The following is a 20,332-nucleotide window of genomic DNA, read 5'->3' as shown; positions in this document are numbered from 1 at the left end:
AGGATCGCGCCCGTTCAGGTCGCGCCGCCGCAAAACCCCTCGTCCCGCGCAAATCCCCGCGGCGCGGATCGTCAGAACCATGCCCCTTTCCGATTCCCGTCCGCACGGGAAAAAAACCGCTACGCCGCATGCAAAATGGTCGATGGTTTCGCCGACCGGGATTTGCGGCCATGTCTTCGATCCCCGCGATCCCGAAAAGCGATTTATCGTCGAATTGCTGATCGACGGCGTCCCGACCGCCATCGCCCGCGCCGAACTGCACGTTGCTCATCTCGCCCGCGACGAACCGTCCTATCGCGACGGCGACGGCTGTCATGGTTTTGTCTTCAACATCGACCGGGCGGCGCTTGGCGTCACCCGTCAGATCGAAGTCCGACTCGCCAATCGCGGCGATGTCCTCGCGCCGCCTTTGCTGGCGCCGGCTTTGGAGCCGGAGGGCGGCGACGCCAACCCCGCCGGCGCCGTGCGCTGGCTTGGCGGCCTGCGCTTCAACGGCTGGCTCGGCAAAGGCGCCGACGCGACGAGCCGCGTTCGCGCCCTGCACGACGGCCAGATCGTGGCGGAAACCATGCCTGCGCATTGGGCCCATGTCGGCGACGGCGATACGGCGCGGGCGCGCGGCTTCGACCTGTTCTTGCCAATCCAGTTCGCCGACGGCCGCGCCCGCCAGGTGCAAATTCTCGACGACCATGAGCGGGAATTGTCCGGCAGTCCCTGCGGCTTCGTCGCCTTCGAGGATGGGCTGGCGCGGTTTGTCGACCAACACGCCGCGCTCGAAGCGCAACAGCCGCGCACGAAATTGTTCGACCGGCGCGCGCCGCAGTCGCTGCCTTTCTCGATGCTGGCGCATTGGCGCGAGAGGTTTTTTGGCGCGCCCACGCCCGCGCCGGATCGGGCGGCGCTCGAAAATCCGACGCCGAAAATCGGCGTGGCCCTGATCGGCGAACGCGACGTCGAGGCCAGCGTCGCCAGTCTGGAGGCGCAGCGCGGGTGCGAATGGGTCGCCGCCGTGTTTGAGGGCGGCGGCGAGTCGTCGTTTCACAACGGATCCCTGCGCGACTTCCTCGACGGCGAGGCGAAAGACTGCGAACTCGTGGTCTTCGCACCCTGTGGCGCGGTTTTCGAGCCGACGGCGCTGGCGCAACTGGCGCGGGCGCTGGCGCTTTTCCCGGGCGCCCCGGCGGCCTATGGCGACTTCACCCTCGCCCAAAGCCACGGCGGCGAATGGCCCGTCGCGCTCCCGGCCTTCGGCTATGAGCGGATGCTGGAACAGGGTTTTGCGGCGCTGTTGTTCGCCTTGCCGACGCCTGCCGCCCGAGCGGCGGTGGCCGGCGGCGCCGAAAATCTGTTTCGCCTGTTCAATTTTTCGCAGGACGCAAGGCCTGCGGCGGGGCCGCGCCCGCCGCATCCCGCCGCTGCGACGCCCGTCCACCAGCCCGGCTTTCTGGCGCGATTGCCCCGCCTCGAAGTCGTCGCGGCCACGCAGGCGCTGGCGCTGGCCAACCGGGCGCATCTTGCCGCGCGCGGCGTTCAGGCGAAAATCGAACCGGGCGTCGGCGCGCTGTTTGCGTGCGTGCGTGTAATGCGCCGGGCGCCGCGCGGAAAAGTTTCGATTCTGATCCCGACCCGCGACCGCGTCGATCTGTTGCAACCCTGTCTCAACTCTCTCTTCGCCACGGTGGACCTCGCCCGCCATGAAGCGATCGTGCTCGACAACGACTCGTCCGATCCGGCTTCCCTCGCTTTTTTCGCGCAGATCGTCCAAAGGGGCGTCCGCGTCATCCGCGTCGGCGGTCCGTTCAATTTCGCGAAAATCATCAACAAGGGCGCCTCGATCGCCGTCGGCGACTACCTGCTGCTGCTCAACAATGACGTCGAGGCGCTCACTCCCGGCTGGCTCGATGAAATGCTCGGGCGCATGGCCGAGCCCGATGTCGGCGCCGTCGGCGCTACGCTATTATGGCCCGACGGCGCGGTGCAGCATGGCGGCGTCGTGCTCGGGCCGCATTTGGCCGCCGGCCACGCCTTCAACGAGCGGATCGACGGCGATTTCGGATATGCCGACCTTTTGTCCGCAACCCATGAAGTCAGCGCCGTCACCGCCGCCTGCCTTTTGACCGACCGCCGGTTATTTCTGGAGCTTGGCGGTTTCGACGGCCTGCATTTTCCGGTCAATTTCAACGACGTCGATTATTGCCTCAAATTGCGGGCCAAGGGGTTGCGCGTCATTCAGGCCACCCAGGCGAAACTGCTGCATCGCGAATCCGCCAGTCGCGGCCTGGACCGGCGCGCGGATCGAAAGGACCGGTTCCGGCGGGAACTGGAAAACCTGCGCGCCATCTGGGGCGAGGCGTTGATTGCCGATCCCTGTTACAGCCCCTTGCTGTCGCTCGACGAATTTCCTTTCAGCGCGCTTTCCTGGCCGCCGCGCGACCTTCGCGCGCGGCAGGATTTTTCCCCGCCGCCCCGCCTTGTTCCGCCGGGTTTCTGACCCGCGAAACGGCGCGGCGGGAAAGCGCCGCTTACGCCAGCGGCGTGATCGCGCCCAATTTTTCGAGCCGCGCGCGATAGCGTGCGCCGATCCGCGCGGGCTCGAAGGCCGCGCTGGCGGCGGCCGGAGTGCGAATGCGCGCGGCTTCGCGCAGCGCCAGGGTCGCGGCGCCCCAATCGGGGTCGGCCCAATATTGCCCTTCGCCCCAAGCATACTCACCCGCCTCGACCCGCCGTGAGGGGCCTTCGACAAGAAGCTGCTCGCCCTCGGCGAGAAAATCGAGATTGCCCGACCAATGGGTCGCGACGACCGGCTTGCGCAGCAGAATCGCTTCGGCCAGCGTGCGCCCGAATCCTTCCGAGCGATGGAGCGAGACGAGACAATCGCAACTGGCGAGCAGGGCCAGGGTTCGCTCCCGGGTCCAGTCGCCATCGATGAAAAGGATGCGCGAGTCGCCCTGCGCGAGGCGCACAAGCCCCTGCCAGCGCTCGGGATCGGCCTTACCCCGGATCGACTTGACGACAAGCCGGGGCGCGCGCTCGGAAGGCGGAAAAGCCGCGCGAAACACCTGCACCGCGCTTTCGGGATTTTTCCGGTCATAGGAAGACAGGCCGTCGAAAAAAGCGACGAATACGAAAGCCTCGGCGGGCAATCCGAAGGCCGGGCGATCCGCGCGCGACGGCGCAACGACCACCGCCGGCGGCATCAGCACCACCGGCGCAGGACTGGCCAATTCATAGGCGCGGCGGACAAAATCGCTCATCGCCCAGATTTCATCGACCAGCGCGAGACAGAACTCCAGCGCTTCGGGCCATTCCGGCAATTCCCAGGGCCAGACGCCGACGGTTCGCCGCCCAATCCACCAGACTTCGCCTTTTTCGCAAAAGAAACGCAGCGTCTCCAACGCCGAAGTGAAGAAGATATTCGTCGCATAACGCGGCGCGTCGAGGATTTCGGCGCCATAGACATGCGGCCCCAACGCGATATCGGTCCCGACGGATACCTCGACTAGCACATGCGGCACATGGGCGGCGGCAAAGGCGGCGGCGGCGCAGCGCACATCCTCTCCGACGCCCAGATGAGCGAATAAATGGCCGAGGACATTGACGCCTCCGCCTCTCGCCTCGCCGAAACCGGGGGCGGGCGCGCCGAACGAGCGATCGCGCAACCCATAGAGCGCGGCGACCTCCGGGCGCCCCAGGGCGTCGTGCAGCGCGCGATAATCCTTCACCCCCTGGGTCAGGGACCAGCGCAAAAGCCCATCCTGCCCGGCGGTCGCCTCCAGATTGAAAGCCTGCTGCAGATCGGGCCTTATCAGCCAGATGGCGACCATCACGGCGAGAAGCGGCGGCAGGCCCTCGCGCCGCAGGAAATCGACCGGCTCGAAGAACACTTCATGCCCCGGCCCAGTCCGGCGACGCTTGCCGCGCACAAAACGGGAAAGCGCCTTGCCGATAAGCGTGCGGGCGGGCTCGGTCATGGCGGCGCCTTTCCTGCCTGATGGAGGTTTGTTGTCGCATCGTGGTGGCCGGACGGGCGGGACAGCCTGTCGCGGCGCGGCACGGGAGATTAAGTCAAATGCCCGCAGGTTGCACGAGAGGCTTGGCGCGACGAACGACCCGACCAGGCTCGCCTTGCTTTTTTCAGGCTACCGACAATAATCCATCGTCCGATAAAAAAGGATCGCGAAGGCGGGACAGGCTCATGGCAATGCGGGATCGCTACCGGCCGATTACCGACAATTATAAACAACTCCTGCTGGAAGAATTGCGCAATGCAGCGCCCGTCACGGCAAGATCTGCTGCCGGCGCAGGTCGCGAGGACAAGAGGGCGGCGGAGGCGCCTTCCTATTGCGAGATCGGCATAGCCAGCGCCGAAAAATTGTCCGGCGGCAGCTTGTTGTTTCCGTCGTGGCGGCCGGAGGAGGAGGCGGGCGGTTGGTGCATCATGATCAAGCGCCAAAGCGCCGATATCGATTCATGCGACGAGTATGAAATCGTCGCGCGCATAAAACGCGACGCAAGCGGGCCCGAATTTCTGTCGTTGGCGTATCTTTGCATTCTCGACAGACAATTGGATGAGAAGACGATTCAATCCGATTGCGCGCTGGTCGAAAGCCGGCGGATCAGCCGCCGGGGCGTGCTGAAAATGTTTCTGGAATCCGGCGATAACGGTCTGCGCCATCGGCAATTTCTGGTCGTCCCGGACCCAAGCCCCTGGCTCGACGAAATCGAGCGCGCGCTTTATTGAAACAAGACCTTGCCCGAACGAGCGTTTTCCTGCGCCCTCTTCGGGGATAAGGTCGTGCGATGCGTTCCCTTCTGGTCCTTGCCTTTTTCCCTTCTCTCGCGTCGCCAGCGAACGGCGAGACGCGTTTTGACGGACTCTACCGGGCGCTGTCGCAAACCCATGACATCACCTTGCTGACTTCGACGGATTTTGGCGGGGGATTCGAGGAAATCGTCCATACGCCAGGTTACCGCGAACTGCGCTTTCCCAAGGACGCGTTATGGCGAGCGGCCTTCGCGGCGCTGGAGCGGCGGGGAGCAGCAGTCGAATTGTCGGGGCTGGCGCTTGCGCGCGCGGTCGGCGATCCGGCCTGTGACCTGCGCCGCGTCGCGCGGGAACGCGCCGCCCGCGCCGACGCCGTGATCCATCAATTTCCCTACTCGGAGCCGATTTTCGCCGATTTCTGTCCTGTCCCCGAATTTTACGATGCGCCCCATCTTGAAGCGGCCCGGCTCGGCTCGATGGCGCAGGGACCCGGCCTCGACGCCGCTCTTATCGAACTGATGCGGCGCGAAGGCGCTCTCGCGCGGCGAGCGCGGCGCGTCTTCGCCGCTTCGGCGAATGAGGCCGAAAAATTCCGGCTGTTTTACGGAGTCGATCCGACGCGCATTACCTCAAGGGGAAGGGAATTCGTCGAAACCCATTTTTCCTGGCGTCAAATCGCCGAGAAATTCGCCCGCGATCTGGAATGTCCGCCGGACGCCGGGCAGCCGGCGCCGCCGCTGGCGCTGGCGTTCAACGACTATCCGGTTTTTGACGGTTTTTCCGGGGGCGCTGAGCGAATCAGAAACCTCCACGCCAACCTGCATTGCGACGTGATCTTGCTGGCTTTCGGCGCCAACTTTGAGATTTCCATGATCTCACCGGGCGTGATGGCTGTGAGCGTGCCGAAGACGCCGGCTCACCTGAGCTTCGAGGCTGCGGTCAGCGACCGTCAGCCGGTTTCGATCGATGACGGCGTCGCCGCCCTGTTTGTCGGCGACAATCGCCTGTTGCTCGAAATTGCGGCGGCTGTCGCCCTGCGCGCCCACGCCCTGATCTTCGAACACCCCTACATGGCGCCGGCGCTGGACGAACTGGCGCCGCTTCGCCCGGACCTGCCGGTGATCTACAGCGCTCATAATGTCGAGGCGCGCCTCAAGGCCGAACTGCTGAAAAATCATGCGCTCGGTCCGACCTTCTCCCGCTTTATCCTTGAGCTTGAGAACAGGCTCGTCAAAGGCGCGCGGCTCATCGTTTGCTGCACACAACAGGACGCGGCCCATTTCGCGTCTTCGGGCGTTCCGGTCGTGCTGGCGCCAAATGGCTGCGCGCCGCCGGCGCCGGGCGCCGACCGCCTCATGAACGCCGACGCGCCGGCGCGCGCGGGCATGCGAACCGCAAAGGCCGGATTTCTGGGATCGAGCCACCCGCCCAATGTCGAGGCGGCGCTTTTCATCATGCAGCATATCGCGCCGCTCTTGCCCAACGTGCGGTTCGAATTCGTCGGCAGCGTCTGCGATCCGCTCGCCGGCCTTTGCCCCGCCAACGTCCTTCTCCGTGGCGTCGTCGACGAAGTCGGCAAAAGCCGAATCTTGACCAGCTGGGATGTCGCACTCAATCCCCTTGGTTCGGGCGGCGGATCGAGCCTCAAATTGCCCGACTACATGATTCACGGTCTGGCTACGCTGAACACGCCGATTGGCGCGCGCGGCTTTCCGGTGGTCGAATTTCGCGCGGGCCGGGTCGTGGATCGGGACGATTTCGCCGCCAGCCTCAAGGAATTGCTCGCCGATCCGGGAATGCTGGCCCGGATGGGCGCCAATGCACAGGACTTCGCCCAAAACCATCTGGGCTGGCCAACGGTCGCCGGGGCTTTCCGCACGAAATTGGGCGAGCTGCTTTCGACGCCGTGCAAAGCGCCGACGCGACCGGAACCGAGCGGAGCGGGCTTGCCGGACAGGCGTTAACGGGCCGTCTGCGGCGCGTTCGCCGACGGGGGGACTGGGAGCATGTCCGCCAGCAGCCGGTTGGGGAACCGGCGTTTCTGAACGATGGCGAAAAATCGTTCCGTGACCTCTGGGATCCGGCAGTGCTCGACCAGAATTCCAGCGTCCAGTTCGTCGCGCACGACAATCGGCGGCGCAAGCGTAACGCCTTCGCGCTCGCGGGCGAGCAGACGCAGCATGGCCATGTCGTCGACCTCGGCGACAATGACCGGTCTGATTCCGGCCAGTTCGAGAATCCGGTCGAACGCCACGCGGATATCGCTGTCGAGACTGGGCAGCAGCAGGGGCTCGGTTCGCAGATCTTCGGGAAAGCGGAACTTGCGTCCCCCCGGTCGGGGACGGCCCACCAGGCTGACGGGTTGTTCGTTGAGCAGGTGATTGCGAAGCGACGAACGCGCGTCGTGCGGCGCGGCGATATTGGCCAGCACGACGTCGATGGCGTGGGCCTCCAATTGCGCAAGCAGGTCGCGGATGTTGCCCGACCGAACAATCAGCTCGACATCGGAGCGGCCGACCAGCGGCCGCAGGAACTCCAGTTGGAAGTTGCGGGAAAGCGTCGTCAGCGCCCCGACCCGGAGAACCTGACGGCTGGCCAGAGGGCGTCCTTTCAGCGTGCTCATCAGTTCGTCGCCGGATTTGAAGATCGTGTCGGCATAATCGAGCGCGATCTGGCCAGCCTCGGTCAAAACCAGCTTCTTGCCCACGCGCTCGAACAAGGCATGGCCCATCTGATACTCAAGCTTCTGAAGCTGCACCGACAGCGCCGATTGCGAAAGGTTCAGGCGCTCGGCCGCCCGCGTGAGGCCGCCCGCATGCGCCACCGCCCAGAAATAGCGAAGATGGTTGTAGTTCAGGTCCCTCATATCGTTCTATTAAACCGAACGATATTGACGAAACAATGAATTTTTGTCACGCGCCAGGCTTAGCTACGACTCTCCTCCATACGCAAAAGCGCATTGAAGGAGACCCTCCGTGTCCATCTATCTCTTGCCCTTGCTGGCGCCCGTTCCGTTGCTGTTGAGCGCCGCGATCAGCTTCATCACCGCCGGGCGCCGTCCCGGCATCGTCCCAAAAGTGGCGGAAGCCGCCGCGCTGCTGGCGCTGCTGGCGGCGTTGGGCTCGTTGGCCGGGCCGATCCTGTACGGACCCGGCGACAGCCCCGTGATCGGCCTTCAAAGCATCGGACGATCGGCGCGTCTGGACGCCGTCAGCGCCACGATGCAGCTTCTGGTCACCTTCATCGGCTGGGTCGTCGTGCGCTACGCGGCGACCTATCTGAACGGCGAGGCCCGGCAAGGTCCCTTCACCGGCTGGCTCTGCCTGACCCTGGCTTCGGTACTGCTGCTGGTCACCGCCGGCAATCTGATCCAGCTGGTTCTTGCCTGGATCGGCACGAGCCTGTTTCTGCACCGGCTGCTGTTGTTCTATCCCGACCGCGCCGCGGCCCAGCGCGCCGCGCGCAAGAAATTCGTCACCGCGCGCCTCGGCGACGCCGCGCTGATCGGCGCGGCCGCCCTCCTCGTCGCGGCCTATGGAACGATCGATATTGCTTCGATCCTCAAGGCCGCCCGCGCGGGCGAAGGGGGAAGTCTTGCAGTGGCGGCGGCCGGGCTGCTGGCGCTCGCGGCGATACTCAAATCCGCGCAGTTTCCGACCCACGGCTGGCTGACCGAAGTCATGGAGACGCCCACGCCGGTTTCGGCCTTGCTTCATGCGGGCGTGATCAATGCGGGCGGGTTTTTGCTGATCCGCTTTGCCGACGTCCTGGTGCTGGCGCCGGGCGTGCTTGCCCTGCTCGTCATGGTCGGAGGGTTCACCGCCTTGTTCGGCGGCCTGGTGATGCTGACGCAGCCCGCCGTGAAGACCTCGCTGGCCTGGTCCACCGTCGCCCAGATGGGGTTCATGATCCTCGAATGCGGGCTGGCGCTGTTCCCTCTGGCGCTGCTGCACATCGTCGCCCACTCGCTCTACAAGTCGCATTCCTTCCTCGCGTCCGGCGGCGCAGTGGAGCGGGTCGCGGCGACCCGCAGGCCGGGTCCCGTCGCCGTCCCCGATGCGGGCGCGGTTGGCCGGGCCTTCGTCTGGGCGCTCGTCCTCTATGTCCTCGTGGGGCTCGGCTTCGGCCTCACGCACAAGTCGCCCCAGGCCATTGCGCTCGGCGCCATCCTGATCTTCGGCGTGGCCTACATGCTGGCGCAGGGGTTCGCCGACACGGCGCCGAGCGCGCTCACCCGGCGCACGGCCACCTATGCTTTGGCGACCTCGGTCGGCTACTTCGGACTGCAAACGGCGGCGACATCGATCACGGCGGGCGTCCTGCCGCCTGCGCCGTCGCCGGGGCCGCTGGAATGGGCGCTGATCGCGCTCGCGGTCGTCAGCTTCGGTCTCGTCGCCATCGTGCAGGCCATGTTCCCGCTCTGGGCCTACCATCCAGCCGCCGCCGGCCTGCGCGTGCATCTCTCGAACGGTTTTTACGCCAACGCCGTATTCGACCGGCTCGTGCGCGGCTGGTCCGCGCGCGCCGCTTCCTGATCCAACCGGAGGTTTCAAAATGTCTCAATCCTATCCTGCGGCGGTCGCCGATCCGAACCCCATCGAGGCCGCCGCGGATCGCGCGGCCCGTTCTATTCCCCCCGTCTGGCCGCTGGCGTCGAGCGTCGCCGTAAATCCCTTCCTCGGCCAGACCGGCGAGGACCTCGCGACGACGGGCGCGCGCCTCGCCCGCGTCGCTGGCGCCGCCGTCACCATGCCGCGCAGCTGGTATCGCGAGAAGATTTCGCTCGGCGCCATTGCCGACGAGGACCTGATCGAGGCCTGGACGCGCGCGCCCGCGCATTTGCGGCCGGTCGACCTGGCCGCCCTCAAGGCCGCCGCCGCCGCCGATTCGAAAAAGCCGGAGGCGCTGCCCACCATCGCGGATCTGGCGGCGGAAGCCTCGGGCGTCGACTGGCCGGGCCTGTTCGCCGAGCGCTTCGGCGGCTGGGCCGCCGGCTATTTCGACGAAGGTCAGGCGCTCTGGACCGCGCCGCATGGCAGGAGCGCCTATGCCGCCTGGCGGGCGGTGGCGACGCATGATCTGACCCCCGAGATCGCGGGACTCCCCGGCTTCGGCCTCCACGTGTCGGAGGCGCCCGAGAGCGCCATCGCGGCGATCGCCCGCGTCGCCGACCGGTTCGGCCTCTTTGAGCCGGCGCTCGAAACCTATTTTCACCAGTTGCTGATGACGCTCGGCGGCTGGGCGCAATATGCGCGCTACAAGCTATGGCAAGCGGAACTCGCGGGCGGCGGCGACCGCACGATCGTCGATTTCCTCGCGATCCGCCTGATCTGGGAAGAGGCGCTGTTCTTGCGCTACGGCGGGCAAATCGGCGACAGATGGGCGCGCGTTCGCGCCACCCACGCGGCGCCGGTCGAGGCGACGCCCGACCTCGTGACCGACGCCATCTTTCAGGAGGCGGCGGAGCGCGCCGCCCAGCGGGCGCTGGCGTCAACGCTCGCCCTGCCCGCCCCGCAGGCGAGCCACGAGCGCCCGGCGCTGCAAGCCGCCTTCTGCATCGACGTGCGTTCGGAAGTCTTCCGCCGCGCGCTGGAGAGCGTGAGTCCGCGGATTCAGACGCTGGGCTTCGCCGGCTTTTTCGGTCTGACCGCCGCGCATCGTCGCTTCGCCTCCGATGTCGAGGAGTTGCGGCTGCCGGTACTGCTCAATCCCGGCGTCAGATCCTGCTCCGGCGCGCCCGAAGACGCCAAGGCCGACCGCTCCGCGCGGGTGAAGGCGCGGGCCACGCGCGCCTGGGGCCGGTTCAAGCTCGCCGCCGTCTCCTCCTTCGCTTTCGTCGAGGCGACCGGTCCGATCTATGTCGGCAAGCTGCTCGCCGATGCGCTCGGACTTCATGGCGCTCACGCGCCTGACGACCCGGCGCCGCGCCTGAACCCCGCGCTCGATCTGGCGACGCGGACCAAGGCCGCCGAGACCGTGCTGCGGGCCATGTCGCTGACAGGCGGCTTCGCACGGCTGGTCCTGCTGGCGGGACACGGCGCCAATGTCGTCAATAATCCCCACGCCAGCGGGCTCCACTGCGGCGCCTGCGGGGGCTATTCGGGCGAAGTCAACGCCCGTCTGCTGGCCGCGCTGCTGAACGACCGCGAGGTCAGAGCTGGACTGGCGCCAAACGGCATCGATATCCCGGACGACACGCTGTTTGTCGCGGCGCTGCACGACACCACGACGGATCGGGTGACGCTCTACGCCGAGGATTATCCATCCTCCGCCCATGCCGGGGATATCGTCCAGACCAGGAGCTGGCTCGCATCGGCGGGCAAGCTCGCCCGGGGCGAACGCGCTCTGCGGCTGCCCCGGGCCGGACGGGAAAGGTCGTTGATCGGACGAAGCCGCGACTGGGCGGAGACGCGTCCGGAATGGGCGCTCGCCGGCTGCAAGGCGTTCATCGCCGCGCCCCGGACGCGCACGGCCGGCAAGAGCTTCGAGGGACGCGCTTTCCTCCACGATTACGACTGGAAGAAGGACAATGGGTTCGGCGTTCTCGAACTGATCCTTACCGCGCCCGTCGTCGTCGCAAGCTGGATCAGCCTGCAATATTACGGATCGACCGTCGCGCCTGACGTCTTTGGCGGCGGCAACAAGCTCCTGCACAATGTCACCGGCGGCATCGGCGTCGTCGAGGGCAACGGGGGCCTGCTGCGGGCCGGCCTGCCCTGGCAATCGGTCCATGACGGCGAAGCCTACGCCCACGAACCGCTGCGCCTGTCGGTCTGCGTCGAGGCGCCGCGCGAGGCGATGACCGATGTCCTTAAGCGCCATGACAATGTCCGCGCGCTGTTCGACCATGGCTGGCTGCACCTGTTCGCGCTCGATGAGGAAGGGCGCATGGCCTGGCGTTACGCCGGCGATCTTCAATGGAGCGCGATGGGCGACGTCGAAGCCGCCGACCAACCGCCCCTGCGCATGGCCGTGTGAGCTTGCGCGGGGGCGCGCCTTCCGCGCCCCCGCGCCGGAGACCGACGCGTCCTTTTTGGCCCTTCCGGCGACGACCGCCGCGCCCGCGCGCGGCGGTCGTCGCCGCGCATTGGCGCGAGCTTTGGAGCCGGCTTCACCAGCAAGCTATATTTGAGTAATTTCCGAATCTGTCTTTGGATTCGGCGCGCCATATCATGCTGATCGCAGGCCGCCGCCTGCGATCAAGAAAGAGCGGCAAGACCCGGCGCCAGCGGTCGGGCGTCTCATCGCCCATGCGCGCCGTGAAGGAACCGCCGTCATGAACAAACCCGGAAACGGCGACGCCGCTTCGCATGATCCCGATAGCTCTTCCCACGCCGGCGAAATCGGCGCGAAGGATATCTGGACCGAACCCGCCGCCCGGCTGCTGGAGCGTTTGGCGAGCGCCCCGGCGGGCCTCAGCGCGGCGCAGGCCGAGGCGCGGCTGGCGGCCTATGGACCCAACGACGCCGCCACGGTGAAGCGTTCGCCGCTCTGGCTGCAATTCCTGTCCCGCTTCGGCAATCCGCTGGTCATCATCCTGCTGGTGGCGAGCGGCTTGTCCGCCGCGACCGGCGATATTGCGAGCTTCGTCATCGTCGCATCCATCGTCATGGCGAGCATGACGCTCGATTTCGTCCAGGAGGTTCGCGCGCAGAATGCGGTGGAGGCGCTGCGCCGGTCGGTGGCGGTTCAGGCGACCGTCCGGCGCGGCGGCGCAACCCTTTCCGTTCCCATCGACCGGTTGGTCCCCGGCGACATTGTCGAATTGATCGCCGGCGATCTCGTTCCGGCGGATTCCCGGCTGCTCGAAAGCCGCGACCTTTTCATCAACCAGTCGCTGCTGACCGGCGAGCCCTATCCGTCGGAGAAGCAGGCCACCGACTCAGTCTCCGGCGCCGAAAATCCCGCCGGGGCAGTAAACGCGGTTTTCGCCGGCGCTTCCGTCATCAGCGGCACGGCGACGGTCCTCGTCTGCCGGACGGGAGCGCGAACCGAACTCGGCCATCTCGCCACCAGCCTTGCCGAAAAACCGCCGGCCACCGCCTTCACCGTGGGCATCGGACGCTTCGGCATGCTGATCATGCGCCTGACGATCCTGATGGTGTTCTTCGTTCTGGTGGTCAACATCTCGTTTCATCGGCCCCTGCTGGAATCGCTGATGTTCGCGCTGGCGCTGGCGGTCGGCCTGACGCCCGAGTTGCTGCCGATGATCGTGACGGTCACCTTGGCCCGTTCGGCGATGGAATTGTCGAGGCGCAAGGTCATCGTCAAGCGCCTCTCCGCCATTCACGACCTCGGCGCGATGGACGTGTTGTGCACCGACAAGACCGGCACCTTGACCGAAGCCGCGATCAAGCTCGTGCGCGTCATCGACGGGCGCGGCGCGGAAAGTCCGTCCGCCTTCGCTTACGCCTATATCAACAGCCATTTCGAGACCGGCATGAAAAGCCCCCTCGACGAGGCGATCCTCGCCGCCCAGCCGTTCGACATGGCGGGGTGGACCAAGATCGACGAGGTCCCCTTCGATTTCGAACGCCGGCGGGTCTCCGTTCTGGTCGAACACGAGGGCAAGCGGCGACTGATCGTCAAGGGAGCGCCCGAGGAGCTGTTGCGCCTCTCGGACCGCTATGCGGCGGAAAACGGCGAGGAGCGGCCGCTCGACCCGGAAACGCGCCGCGCCTTCGAGGCCAAGCTCGAAGGTCTCGGCGCGCAGGGTTTCAGGGCGCTGGCCGTCGCCAGCCATGAAATCGCCGCCGACGACCAAAACATCGTCAGCGCCGATGAAAGCCATCTGGTTTTCGCCGGTTTCGCCGCCTTCCTCGATCCGCCCAAGGCCAGCGCCGGCGCGACGATCCAGGCCCTCGCCGCCGCCGGCGTCGCGGTCAAGGTGCTGACCGGCGACAATGAAATCGTGACCCGCCATGTCTTCGGCGAAATCGGCGTTCCGGTCACGGGCGTGCTGACCGGCGACGCCTTGGCGCAACTCTCGGAAGAAGCGCTGCTTGGACAATTGTCGCGGGTCAATCTGTTCTGCCGCGTCAACCCGCAGCAAAAACTGCGGATTCTGATGGCCTTGAAGCGGCTTGGCCATGTCGTCGGCTACATGGGCGACGGGATCAACGACGCCCCGGCCCTGCATGCCGCCGATGTAGGGATCTCGGTCGATGGCGCCGCCGATGTCGCGCGCGCCGCCGCCGATCTGATCCTGCTCGAACACGATCTTTCGGTCGTGCGCGAAGCCATGGCCGGCGGACGCGAGACCGTCCAGAACGTCTCGAAATATGTGCTGATGGGCTCCAGCTCGAATTTCGGCAACATGTTCAGCATGGCCGGCGCCGCCCTGTTCCTGCCCTTCCTGCCGATGCTGCCGATCCAGATTCTGCTCAACAACCTGCTCTACGACGTGTCGGAGATCGCCATACCCTTCGATGGCGTCGATCCGGAGGCCATCGCCTTGCCGGTGAAGTGGGATATCGCCTTTATCGAGAGGTTTATGCTGGTCTTCGGGCCGGTCAGCTCCGTGTTCGATTTTCTGACTTTCTACGCCCTGCTGACGTTCTTTGGCGCCGGCGAAGCGCTTTTCCAGACCGGCTGGTTCATGGAATCCATGGCGACCCAGGTTCTGGTCGTCTTCGCCATACGCACGCGGCGGGTGTTTTTCAGGAGCCGGCCGAACGGCTTTCTCATCGCCATGGCGCTCGGAGTCGTCGCGGTCGCGATCGCGCTTCCGCTCTCGCCTGCCGGCGCCTGGTTCGGCTTCGTCTCGCCGCCGCCGCTGTTCTTCGCCTATCTGGCCGGCGCGACGCTGGCCTATCTGGCGCTCGTCGAAATGGTCAAGGCGCTGTTTTACCGCGCCATGGCGGCGCGCTCCGCCCGGCATGCCCGCGCGATGGCCGCATAGGGGCCAAGATCAGCGGGCGGCGCCGCGTTTGACCCCTGGTTTCCCGCGATCAATTGTCATGCCGACAATCCGGGCGGCCTCGGCCCGCCGGTCGCCCAGTCGAGCAATTCGACGGTGTGGACCACGGGCAGCGCCGTCTTGGCCGCGATCTGAACGATGCAGCCGATATTGCCGGCGGCGATCAGGTCGGGCGCGGTGCTTTCGAGATTGGCCGCCTTGCGGTCGCGCAATTGGGTAGCGATCTCCGGCTGCAACATATTATAGGCGCCGGCCGAGCCGCAGCACAGGTGTCCCTCGGGCGGGTCGAGCACGATGAAACCGGCATCCTTGAGCAAAAGCTTTGGCTCGTTGCGGATATTTTGTCCGTGCTGCAACGAACAGGCGCTGTGATAGGCGACGCGCTGTCCCATCGCCTTGACGGGCGGCAGCACGCCGATCTCGGTCATCAACTCGGAAATGTCGCACGTCAGCGACGAGATCAGGCGCGCCTGTTTGGACCATGCGGGATCGTCGCGAAACATGAAGCCATATTCCTTGACCATCGTTCCGCATCCCGAGGCGTTGATGACGATGGCGTCGAGGCCCTTGGCCTCGATCTCGCGCGACCAGGCCAGAATATTGGCCCGCGCGAAGGCGCCACCATCCTGGCCGAGATGGTGGTTGAAGGCGCCGCAACAGCCGGTCCCCGCGACCATCGCCACCTCGCAGCCATGCCGGGTCAACAGCCGGATCATCGCCTCGTCGATCTGAGGCTTGAGAACCTGCTGCGCGCAGCCCGCGAGCAAGGCGACGCGTCGCGTCGGCGTCGGCGCGCCCCACGCGACATGGGGCCGATAAATCGGCGAAGCATCGGGAATCTTCGTCGGAATCAGATCGAACCGGGCGCGCAGGCTTGCCGGCAAGAATTTGGCGAAGGGCTTTGCCAGAACCGCCGCGGTCAAGGCCGCGCGAAACAGATGCGGGCGCGGCAGAACAATACCGAGCAGGCGACGCAAGCTGCGTTCAAACCAGGGCCGCCGATAAGTTCGCTCGATATGATGCCGGGCGTGATCGACGAGGCGCCCGTAATGGACGCCGGAGGGACAGGTGGTCATGCATGAGAGGCAGGAGAGGCAGCGGTCGATGTGCTTGACGACTTCCCCTGTCGCCGGGCGATCGTTCTCCAGCATGTCCTTGATCAGGTAGATGCGCCCGCGCGGACTGTCGAGTTCGTCGCCGAGCAAGGCATAGGTCGGACAGGTCGCGATGCAGAAACCGCAATGCACGCAGGACCGCAGGATTTTCTCCGACACGGCGGTGTCGGAATTGGCCAGCTGGGCGAGGGAAAAATGCGTTTGCATGCGTTTTACTGACCTTCCTGCATGCGGCCCGGGTTGAAGACGCCGCACGGGTCGAAGCTGGTCTTGACGCGTTTGCTCAGCGCCGCGAGAGCGCCCTCTACCGGGTCGAACGCCGGCGCGGCGGCGCGGATGGCGTCGGGCGCGACGACCAGAGTCGAATGCCCGCCGGCCAGGGTCATGGCCGCCCGCACCCGCGCCGCGCCGCCGTCCGATCCGGCCTCGCCGGCGTCGAGGCTGAGCCAGATCAGGCCGCCGCCCCAGTCGTAGAAGACCTCGGCCAGAGGGAATTTTTCATGCAAGTCGCTGACGACGGCGGGCGCCAGCGACGACGTCGGGCAGAGTCGCCAGACGCAAGCCGCGCCGGCCCCAAGCAGAGGCCGCGCCTCGCCGATTTCCCGCCAGAGCCGCCCGCTCTCGGCGGCGTCGAGACGCGCCCCGCGCCCGAACAGCTTTTCAATGGCGTCCGCGCGGAAGGCGACGGAAGGAGCCGGACCCTCGATGCGCAGGGCGGTCACAGCGCCATGGCCCTGCGCGACAGCAGCGACGCCCGAGCGGCGAGCGGCCGGGGCCGGCAGATGCGCCGCCGCCGAGACTTCAAACGGCGTGTTCAAGGCGCGCGACAATTCGGCGATGGCGGCTTCATCGGAAAGCGACGGCAGCAGGATCGTGCCGGCGGTTTCGGGCCTCGGCATGACTTTCAAGGTCACCTCGGTCAAGACCGACAGGGTTCCATAGGCGCCCGCCTGCAGCTTGCACATGTCGAAGCCGGTGACGTTCTTCACCACCTTGCCGCCGGCCTTCCATCTTTCGCCCCTACCGTTGATCGCGGCAAATCCCAGAAAATAATCGCGCGCCGACCCGGCGCGGACCCGGCGGGGTCCGCCCAGATTGCAGGCGAGGACGCCGCCGAGGGTCGGTTCGCCGCTCGGTTCGTTTTCCAGGCCGAGCAGGCCGCGCCAATCCATCGGCTCGAAGGCCAGCATCTGCCGCCTCGCTTCGAGTTGCGCCTCGATTTCGACCATCGGCGTGGCGGCGCGCGCGGTCAGAATCAGTTCGGCCGGATCGTAATCGACAATTCCCGCCAGCCGCGACACGTCGAACCGATGATCGGCATGCGGCGGGCGGCCGAGCCGCCGTTTGCTGGCGCCGGCGACGATTTCGAGCGACTGGCTTTCGGCCGCCGCCCAGGCGACGATTTCGGCGGCCTGCGCCTCGTCGGAAGGCTGGAAAACACCCATTCTACGCCTTCTTTCTAGAATCGCGGCAGATCGGGGAAGCGGGTCTGGCCGGCCTTGACGTGCATGCGGCCGAGTTCGGCGCAGCGGCAAAGCTGCGGAAAGACCTTTCCCGGATTGAGCAGGCTGCTTTCGTCAAAGGCGCATTTGAGCCTTTGCTGCTGGTTGAGGTCGATCTCGTCGAACATCGCGGTCATCAGGTCGCGCTTCTCGACGCCGACTCCATGTTCGCCGGTCAGCACGCCGCCAACCTCGACGCAGAGCCGCAGGATGTCATTGCCGAATTCCTCCGCACGCTCCAGTTCGCCGGGCTTGTTGGCGTCATAGAGGATCAGCGGATGCAGATTGCCGTCGCCCGCATGGAACACATTGGCGACGCGCAAACCGTATTGCGCCTCCATCTGTTTCATGCGCCGCAGGACGTCGCCGATTTTTTTGCGCGGGATCGTGCCATCCATGCAGTAATAGTCCGGGGACAGCCGTCCCACCGCCGGGAACGCGGCCTTGCGCCCGGCCCAGAACAGCAGCCGCTGCGCCTCCGACTGGCTGGCGCGGCAGGAGGTCGCGCCATGCCGGGCGGCGATCGCCTCCACGCAGGCGACGAGATGGTCCACCTCGGCCTCGCAACCGTCGAGTTCGACGATCAGCAGCGCTTCGGCGTCGAGCGGATAGCCGGCGTGAACGAAGGCCTCCGCCGCCTCGACCGCGAGACGGTCCATGATCTCCATGCCGCCCGGAACGATCCCGCCGGCGATGACGGCCGCGACGCAATCGCCGGCGCCTTCGACGCTGTCAAAGCCGATCATCAGCGCCCGGGCGCCGGGCGGCGTCGGCAGGACGCGCACCGTCACCTCGGTGACGACGCCAAGCAGGCCTTCGGAGCCGACCATGACGCCGAGCAGATCGTAGCCGGAGGCGTCGAAATGCTTGCCGCCGAGGCGCAAAACCTCGCCCTCCATCGTCACCATTTCGACGCCGATGACGTTATTAGTGGTCAGCCCATATTTCAGGCAATGCACGCCGCCGGAATTCTCCGCCACGTTGCCGCCAATGGTGCAGGCGATCTGGCTCGACGGATCGGGGGCATAATATAATCCATGGGTCTGCACCGCATGGGTGATGCCAAGATTGGTCACGCCCGGCTGCACGACGACGCAGCGATTGGCGATGTCGATGTCGAGGATGCGCTTGAACTTGCCGAGCCCGAGCAGCACCGCGTCCTCCAACGGCAGGGCGCCGCCCGACAGCGAGGTGCCGGCCCCGCGCGGCACGACTTTCACCTTGTTGACGAAGCAATAGCGCAGGATCTCGACGATCTGCGCCGTAGTCTGCGGCAGCACGACCACCATGGGAAGCTGGCGGTAGGCGGTCAGCCCGTCGCATTCGAAGGCGCGGCGCTCGTGTTCGGCCTCGATCACGCCCTCGCCCGGCACGATTTTCCGCAAGGCGGCGACAATTTCCAGACGGCGCGCGAGCACCTCCCGGTCGGGCAAGGGCATCTTGATCATTGCGTTGCTCCCAGGGCCGGACGGCGCCTTACCATTGGCCTTTGCTTGCCGCTCGCCGCAAGCCATAGCACATCCTGCGGGACGGGCGTCCATCGACGCCCTGCCGGCGCAGGAATTGACCTCGGCGGCGACGCTCCGGTCGGAGCGAATGACGTTTGGCCCGTCCTTATACGATCGCCAGCTTCAGGAGATTGGTCGTGCCGGAAACATTGAAGGGCGTGCCGGCGGTGATCGCGATGACATCGCCTGTTGCGGCAAAGCCCTGGTCGCGCGACGCTTTTCGGGCGCTTTCGACGACGCCTTCGATGGAGTCCAGTTTACCGATCAACACCGAATGCACGCCCCAGACCAGAGCCATTCGGCGGGCGACCTCCAGGCTTGGGCTCATGCTCAGGATGGGCGCCGCCGGACGTTCGCGCGCGGCGCGCAGACTGGTCGATCCGGAATTCGTGTAGGTCACGGCGGCGGCGATATCGAGCAGGGCGACCACACGCCGCAGCGCGGAACAGATGGCGTCGGCGATCGTGGGGGTCGGCTGCGGATGCGCCGCGTCGAGAACGAGCCGGGAATAAGGGTCTTTTTCGACCTCCTGGATGATGTGTTCCATGAACGCGACCGCCTCGACCGGGAACAACCCCGCGGCGGATTCGGCGGAAAGCATGACGGCGTCGGCGCCGTCGTAAATGGCGGTCGCCACGTCGGAGGCTTCCGCGCGGGTGGGCGTGGGCGCGGAGATCATGGATTCCAGCATCTGAGTGGCGACGATGACCGGCTTGCCCGACTTGCGGCATTCGCGCAGGATTCGCCGCTGCAGAATCGGCACCTGCTCCGGACGCATTTCGACGCCGAGATCGCCGCGCGCAACCATCAGCCCGTCCGACAGGCGCACGATCTCTTCCAGGCAATCTATCGCCGAAGGCTTTTCGAGCTTGGCCATGATGGCGGCGCGGCCTTTGACAAGTTCGCGGACCTCCACCATGTCTTCCGGTCGCTGCACGAAGGACAGCGCCAGCCAGTCGGCGCCCATGTCGAGCGCGAAAGCGAGATCGACGCGGTCCTTTTCCGTCAGCGCCGACATCGGCAGCAAGGCGCCGACCACGCTGACGCCCTTGCGGTCGGAGAGCGCGCCGCCCGCGACCACCCGCAATTGCGCCCAATCTTCGCCGCAGGTTGTGACCGCGAGCCGGATTTTGCCATCGTCGAGCAGCAATTCGACCCCGGGCTTGAGCGCGGCGAAGACTTCCGGATGCGGCATGCCGACCCGGCTTTCGTCGCCGGGAGCAAGGTCGCTGTCGACGCGAAACGCGTCTCCCGTCCGCAGCGTAACCTTGCCCCCGGCAAAAGTCCCGACGCGCAGCTTGGGACCTTGCAGGTCCGCGAGCACGGCGATGGGCCGGCCCATTTCGCGCTCCACCTCGCGCAGAATATGGTAGCGACTTTGGTGTTCTTCATGCGAGCCGTGGCTGAAATTGAACCGGAACACGTCGGCGCCGGCCTTGAACAGCGCGCGAATGGCCTCCTTGGTCGAACTCGCAGGTCCGAGCGTCGCGACGATCTTGGCTTTGCGATTGCGTTTCATTTCG

12 protein-coding genes are annotated in these 20,332 nt (G+C 66.1%); 6 read left to right on the top strand and 6 right to left on the bottom strand.

The genetic code is table 11. The annotated features are described in order from the left end of the window. Positions 1-142 precede the first annotated feature (142 nt). Positions 143-2,491: a glycosyltransferase family 2 protein gene (locus QZY01_RS13470; protein WP_294537836.1), complete on the top strand. Its 2,349-nt coding sequence runs from the start codon at positions 143-145 to the stop codon at positions 2,489-2,491. A 31-nt stretch (positions 2,492-2,522) separates the two neighbouring features. Here QZY01_RS13470 and QZY01_RS13465 read toward each other — a convergent pair whose 3' ends face one another. Then, a complete protein-coding gene (locus QZY01_RS13465; RefSeq protein WP_294537834.1) occupies positions 2,523-3,971 on the bottom strand; it encodes a glycosyltransferase in 1,449 nt (482 codons plus the stop codon). A 224-nt stretch (positions 3,972-4,195) separates the two neighbouring features. Between QZY01_RS13465 and QZY01_RS13460 the strand changes: the two genes are divergently transcribed. Both QZY01_RS13460 and QZY01_RS13455 read left to right on the top strand, forming a co-directional pair. After that, entirely contained in the window at positions 4,196-4,741 is a 546-nt protein-coding gene (locus QZY01_RS13460) for a hypothetical protein (RefSeq protein ID WP_294537832.1), read from the top strand. A gap of 59 nt (positions 4,742-4,800) precedes the next feature. Beyond that, positions 4,801-6,729 carry a glycosyltransferase gene (locus QZY01_RS13455; protein ID WP_294537830.1) on the top strand — a complete coding sequence of 643 codons (1,929 nt, stop codon included), beginning with the start codon at positions 4,801-4,803 and terminating at the stop codon, positions 6,727-6,729. Here QZY01_RS13455 and QZY01_RS13450 read toward each other — a convergent pair. Beyond that, a complete protein-coding gene (locus QZY01_RS13450) occupies positions 6,726-7,631 on the bottom strand; it encodes a LysR family transcriptional regulator (RefSeq protein ID WP_294537828.1) in 906 nt (301 codons plus the stop codon). The two genes, QZY01_RS13455 and QZY01_RS13450, sit on opposite strands and share 4 nt — an antisense overlap. A gap of 109 nt (positions 7,632-7,740) precedes the next feature. On the opposite strand from QZY01_RS13450, the gene QZY01_RS13445 reads away from it, so the two are divergent. The 3 genes from QZY01_RS13445 (at position 7,741) to mgtA (ending at position 14,666) form a co-directional block, all read left to right on the top strand. After that, positions 7,741-9,300: an NADH-quinone oxidoreductase subunit L gene (locus QZY01_RS13445; RefSeq protein WP_294537826.1), complete on the top strand. Its 1,560-nt coding sequence runs from the start codon at positions 7,741-7,743 to the stop codon at positions 9,298-9,300. A 19-nt stretch (positions 9,301-9,319) separates the two neighbouring features. Continuing rightward, positions 9,320-11,743, top strand: coding sequence for a DUF2309 domain-containing protein (locus QZY01_RS13440; protein ID WP_294537824.1), 2,424 nt, complete (start codon positions 9,320-9,322; stop codon positions 11,741-11,743). A 298-nt stretch (positions 11,744-12,041) separates the two neighbouring features. Further along, positions 12,042-14,666, top strand: coding sequence for a magnesium-translocating P-type ATPase (gene mgtA, locus QZY01_RS13435; RefSeq protein ID WP_294537822.1), 2,625 nt, complete (start codon positions 12,042-12,044; stop codon positions 14,664-14,666). A 56-nt stretch (positions 14,667-14,722) separates the two neighbouring features. Here the strand turns inward: mgtA and glcF are convergent, their stop codons facing one another. From glcF to pyk, 4 genes are all read right to left on the bottom strand, one after another. Further along, positions 14,723-16,006, bottom strand: coding sequence for a glycolate oxidase subunit GlcF (gene glcF, locus QZY01_RS13430; protein WP_294537820.1), 1,284 nt, complete (start codon positions 16,004-16,006; stop codon positions 14,723-14,725). A 5-nt stretch (positions 16,007-16,011) separates the two neighbouring features. Further along, positions 16,012-17,244, bottom strand: a complete 1,233-nt coding sequence (locus tag QZY01_RS13425) for an FAD-binding protein (RefSeq protein ID WP_294537818.1) — start codon at positions 17,242-17,244, stop codon at positions 16,012-16,014. A 14-nt stretch (positions 17,245-17,258) separates the two neighbouring features. Continuing rightward, positions 17,259-18,749, bottom strand: coding sequence for an FAD-linked oxidase C-terminal domain-containing protein (locus QZY01_RS13420; RefSeq protein ID WP_294537816.1), 1,491 nt, complete (start codon positions 18,747-18,749; stop codon positions 17,259-17,261). A 166-nt stretch (positions 18,750-18,915) separates the two neighbouring features. Next, a complete protein-coding gene (pyk, locus tag QZY01_RS13415; RefSeq protein ID WP_294537814.1) occupies positions 18,916-20,328 on the bottom strand; it encodes a pyruvate kinase in 1,413 nt (470 codons plus the stop codon). Positions 20,329-20,332: the final 4 nt, after the last annotated feature.

The organism is uncultured Rhodoblastus sp., assembly GCF_903903185.1.
Taxonomy (GTDB): domain Bacteria; phylum Pseudomonadota; class Alphaproteobacteria; order Rhizobiales; family Beijerinckiaceae; genus Rhodoblastus.
This window is presented reverse-complemented; position numbering and strand designations above follow the sequence as displayed.